This window comes from Elusimicrobiota bacterium (genome assembly GCA_041658405.1).
Lineage (GTDB): Bacteria > Elusimicrobiota > UBA5214 > JBBAAG01 > JBBAAG01 > JBBAAG01.
This window is the reverse complement of the sequence record JBBAAG010000123.1, coordinates 1-5,362: the sequence shown is the minus strand read 5'-3', so window position 1 is coordinate 5,362 and position 5,362 is coordinate 1. Positions and strand designations below refer to the sequence as shown.

The following is a 5,362-nucleotide window of genomic DNA, read 5'->3' as shown; positions in this document are numbered from 1 at the left end:
CGAAACAGGGTATAAAGATACCGCGGTGAAGCCATCTTTTGGGACTACCTCAACAACATTTTATTTTCGTGTGCAGTATATTAACTACCACAACCTACCCCCTAAACTCGGGTATCCGAAACTGCATATAAAAGATTATACCGGCCTTATCTTTTCCTCAACTATGACAATAGTTGTGAGCAGTAATACCGCGTATTCCGAAGGGGTTGTGTATGCACTACCCGTAAAAAATATGGGGTTAGGGATAAATTATTCTTACCTGCTTGAATGCCAGGATGTTACCGGCGCAGCAGCGGCGGGTGTTGCGGCTAAGTATTACCACGGGCCTGAAGTTATGGTATTAGTGAATGTCAGTACGGCTTCAGCAGTAGTTAACTGGCCGGATGGGACAATTATTTCTGTACCCAAACTCGCGTTTAGTACTGCATCGTATGTCGCTGTGGGTATACCCGAAACTATACCTCCGGTATTGTATGATACCGGCCGTAAGGAAACCGGGGTAATAAAGAATGTTGTGTTTGATAATACGATAGTAACGCCTAACGCTAAGATTAAGTTACAGGTGCCGTTTACATCACAGGATGTTAACGGGCTTGACCCTGCGGGGTTAGTGTTGTGCTGGTACAACAGTACGAACGGTGAATGGGTACCCATTATAAATTCAAGGTCGTTGTATCCTCTGGATAATAAGGTTGAGGCTGATATCACGGTCTCAGGGTTATACCGTTTATTTGAGTACGAATCCGGGGCTGAACTCCTCCCTCCTGCAGTGAAGGTAACAAATTATCCTAACCCCCTGGTTATCGGCGGGCCGGGTAGCGGGAAGACTGCTATCCGATACTCATTACCCGAAGATTCTGGTGTGGAAGTAAAAATATATGACCTTTCCGGGCGGTTAGTGCGTGAATGGAAAATTCAGGTGGGTAATTCCGGTGCATTTGCGGGGAATCATAGTGTTGAGTGGGACGGTAAAAATGATGCCGGTAATTACGTTACTGCCGGGGGATATATTTGTATAGTCAAAACAAAGAAGGGTGTGGCTAAAACCAAAATCGCTGTGCAGTAAACAAAGCTATACAGTGTCGTAGTACAGTTTTTATTTATGAATATACTCAAGAGAAGTGTTTTTTTTATCATCATAATATCAGTGTATACAAGCTTCGCGTATTGCAGTAATAATACAGGGGGGACACCGGGATATTTTTTGGAGAACGGCCTTACTGCACGTGAACTCGCGCTTGGCGGGGCTAGTGTTGCGGGTTGTACTGACTCTGCGGGTGTATTGTATAACCCTGCGTGTATCGCGTTAGTTCCCGGGCTTGATATCCAGGCATTGTATTCCGCGTTATACGAAAATGTGCACTACAGCGCTATCTCCGCGGTAGTGCCTATCCGTACAGGCGATGAGGTTATTGGTAAAAGAAACGCTGTAGTTATTGGCGGTAGTTTTGTGCAGTTATATTCCGGGGGGTATGAGGTAAGGGATGAGTTTAACCAGCCGGGTGAAAGTTTTGGGATCACTAATTCTGCGTATATCTTCAGTGCCGGGCTGCCGATAGGTGAAAGGTTTGCTATTGGTGTCGGGGGTAGAAGTTTTGAGATGGCAATCCTTAACCAAAACCTTACCGCTTATGCGCTTAACTGCGGGTTATGGGCGGTACCACTGAAATACTTATCCGCCGGGGTTGTGTTAAACAATTTTGTTGGTTCCGGGTACACAAGGCTGGGGTTAGTAGAAAAGTTTCCAATGGTGCTCAATGCCGGGCTTGTTTTGGATGTTAGTAAAGTATACCCCATGATTAATATGCTTATACTTTCTGACCTTGCATACGATATTTCTTCAAACGGTGGGTTAAAAACTTTTTTTGGGGTGGAATACAAAATCGTGGAGGTACTCTCAATCCGTGCAGGGTATGATAACGAAAACCTTACCGCCGGAGCGGGGATCCTGATCAATAATTTTAGGTTTGACTACGCTGTTGTTGCGCATAAGGATATGGGGTTTATGCATAAAGTTTCCGGCGGGTACACCGGGGGTATTACCCGTAAGAACGCGCTTGAACGCCCAACCATACCGCCAAAAACTAAGAATGCTGATAAAAAAGTTGTGGCAAAAAAAGAAGCGCAGTTGCTCTACGATATGGCAGGCGAACTATCAAGAAAAGGAAGGAATATTATTGCAAAAGAGTACCTCTCAAAGGCGTTGGAGCAAGAACCCGGGAACCCGGACTTCCTCGCATTGAAGGATCAGATTGAGTTTATCCTCACAGATACGATCCCGCCGGTATTCAAGATCGCATCACGTGAATTATATTTCCGTACACTTAATCCGTTGCTCACAATCCCTGTGATGGATAATGTCGGGATCAAGGGTGTTACTGTTAATAACCGTGACTACAACGCGAACGGGCATACGTTTGAGGTTATTGAAGTACCGTTGTCGCTTACAAAACAGGAGACTGAAGTTGAAGTTTTTGCGAGTGACCTCAACGGTAATAAGAGCAGCGGGAAGTATATTATCCGGTGTGATACCATCGCTCCGCAGATTGCGCTTATCAACGATGATGATTTTATTACGGATAAAAGTACGTATACGCTTAGGTTAATGATAAAGGAAAATGTTAAGTTACAGAGTATAAGTTTTAATAACCGCACGTTTGACTTCCCCGGTCGGGATTATATTATCTCAGAAGATATTCCGTTGAATGAAGGTGAGAATACTGTGGAAATCACTGCACGTGATATCGCGGGGAATGAGGGGCGTGAACAAATCGTTATTGTGCGGGAACCCAGAAAAGTTAATATCGCGTTATCCGACCTGTTCAACCGTAACGTCACAAGTGTTCTCTCAAGTGATGTCGGGAGGTCACTGCGTGAAACTGTGGAACAAAATGATAGGTTGAAGGTAACTCCCCGTACGAGGATGTTGAAAGTCCTTGGTGAAAAACGTGCTGGCTTAATGAAATGCGAATCACTGGAATGCGGGATTCAGTTAGGTAAAGTTTTTGATGTTGATTACTGCGTAGTTGGCAGTGTTTCACGGGTTGAGAATTTTTATTATATTAATACCATGGTAGTTATACCGTTAACCGGCGAGGTTATACTCTCAGACATGACAAAAGCTAATTCCCAGCGTGAACTCCTGGATACCGCAAAACGTGTTGCACAAAAGATTATTGATATAGTAACCCGGTAAGCGCGGTTATATGCCCGTCAAGCGTACCAACAAAAACTTTTTCATTATTATTGACTGCAGGGGTGGAGGTTACCCCGCCGATACCGGACCTGTGCTGCCATAAAAGTTTACCTGAGGATTGGTTATCTTTTACCGCTATTACCGACCCCGTACACATAGTACCCGTATAAACTATACCGTTAATTCCCAGAGGTTCGTTCCTCAAAAGGTCTGACCCCGTATCTTTTATACCTAACTGCAAAAACCATTGTTCACCTGAGATAGTGTACGCGCATAAAGTATTCCCCGCAGTTTTTGCGTATGCTTTGGTATGCTCAATATCCCCGCCGAGTGAACCCCAGTAACTACCGGAGGTCCAGATAAGTTCGCCGGTTGAGGCGTTATAGCAGTACACGCCTTTCGCATAGCCTGTGCAGTAAACTACGTTCTCTACAGGATTACCTACTACAGCCCCGCGGCTCGGTGCGTTATAAAAAGTATCAACTACCTGCACTGCACCCGTGGGTGGCCAGCCTGGAGTACCATCTTTTGCGTTGACACAGTGTATGTACCCCGCGTAGTTTGTGAAGTACAACTTATTGTTCATGAGTAATGGCTTCGTAATAATTTCTTTATGGCTGAACTCACCTCCGCTACCGCTTTTCTCTCTCGCAGCCTGGTACCTCCACCGTAACTGCCCTTTTTGTTTGTCCACAGCGTAAAGATAACCGTCTACCGCACCGAAGTATAGGTTATAGTCATCAAAAACCGGTGTGCCGAATACTGAAACCGGGGATACAGGATACCCAGCATCGGGTTCATTCGCTGCATCCGTGGGGACTGTGAAGTACCATTTTAATACGCCATCCGTTTTGTTTAACGCAAAGACTGTACCGTTATACGAGCCAAAGTATACGGTTGAGTCATCAAATACAGTACCCGAACTTTCTTCCCATACCGTCCCCCCGTATTTTGATTTATCAAACTGCCACAAAGTTTTACCCGTTAAAGCGTCAAGCGCCAGGAAAAGTTTGCCATGCGGGTTAACGTAGACTCTCTCACCATCAGGATCATACCCAAGGTCAGCTTGTACATCATTACCTACATCCACTCTCCACGCGGAGGACGGCCAGTCCTGCCGTACCTTAAAATACGGCCAGGTTGTGTAGTACCATTTTTTGTTATCACTCGTGGTATACCTTACTTTTACACGGTGGATACCGTTAACCCAGTACCATGGGTCAGATTTATCACGCAGGTTCTTAGCGTCAAATGATTTTAGTAGTTCTGTAACGTCAAAGGTTGTATCCGCAGTTGTGGTATTACCCTCAGTTTTGAACTCCATAGGTAACCAAAAGTCTGTACTATCAAGTGAGTACGTACTCTTACGGATGAACCCGCCATCGTCTACCTGATACTCCGCTTTCGTAACGGTAACGTTATGATACGGCGTGAATTCTGTGCGGATATGACACCCGGAGTTAAGCATATCGTCATTCTTAGGTGCTATGAATACGTGTTTAGGATACCTCGGGGTGGTTAAGGAGACTGTGATAAACGGTTTATCATTCGGGGGTACCCCCGGTGATTTATTAATAAAATCAATTCTGTTGTCGTACACATTAGCGATAACGAACCCGCCGCCATTAGGTTTTTTGTATACACCGGTTGTCGAGAATGTAGGGATGCCGTCATTCCCTGCGTACTTAGAATTGTTGTGTGAATGCCCTGCGATTAATGCGCGGATATTATACTTCTTCATGAGTTCAAGGAATACCTGGCTGTTGTCTACATTAACACCTTCACCCGCAGCGTTCTCGCCGGACTCTCTGGTAGGATGGTGGAACGCAGCAATAATATTTATCCCGGGATACTTTGAGTCCGCATCAAGTAACTGCGCTTCCACCCACCGTAGTTCATCACGGGTAAAGTGCCCGCTGCCGTGGTTACTCAACGAATTGTTTACCGCCAGGAATAAAAATCTTGGCTTACCCGGTAAGGGCGGGTATAATACCGCATGCCTTGTACTCCCTACGCGTTCACGGAAGTATATAGCGCCCATCCCGCGGGTTACGTCATGGTTACCCGGTACGCCATAAACTTTTATCTTCGGGTGGAACGCTCTCGCAATATCGTTATACTTATCAAATTCACGGCGTAAGCCAGCTTCTACCATATCACCTGCGT

The 5,362-nt window shown here is 45.4% G+C and carries 3 protein-coding genes; 2 read left to right on the top strand and 1 reads right to left on the bottom strand.

The genetic code is table 11. The features are described from left to right. Together WC955_12975 and WC955_12970 are read left to right on the top strand one after the other, a co-directional pair. Positions 1 to 1,066, top strand: a 1,066-nt coding sequence (locus tag WC955_12975) for a FlgD immunoglobulin-like domain containing protein (protein MFA5859967.1), incomplete at its 5' end; no start/stop codon positions are given. 36 nt (positions 1,067 to 1,102) lie between these two features. Then, positions 1,103 to 3,196: a hypothetical protein gene (locus WC955_12970; GenBank protein MFA5859966.1), complete on the top strand. Its 2,094-nt coding sequence runs from the start codon at positions 1,103 to 1,105 to the stop codon at positions 3,194 to 3,196. Here WC955_12970 and WC955_12965 read toward each other — a convergent pair. Continuing rightward, the coding region (locus WC955_12965) for a PQQ-binding-like beta-propeller repeat protein (protein MFA5859965.1) at positions 3,174 to 5,362 on the bottom strand (2,189 nt) is incomplete at its 5' end. The genes WC955_12970 and WC955_12965 overlap by 23 nt on opposite strands.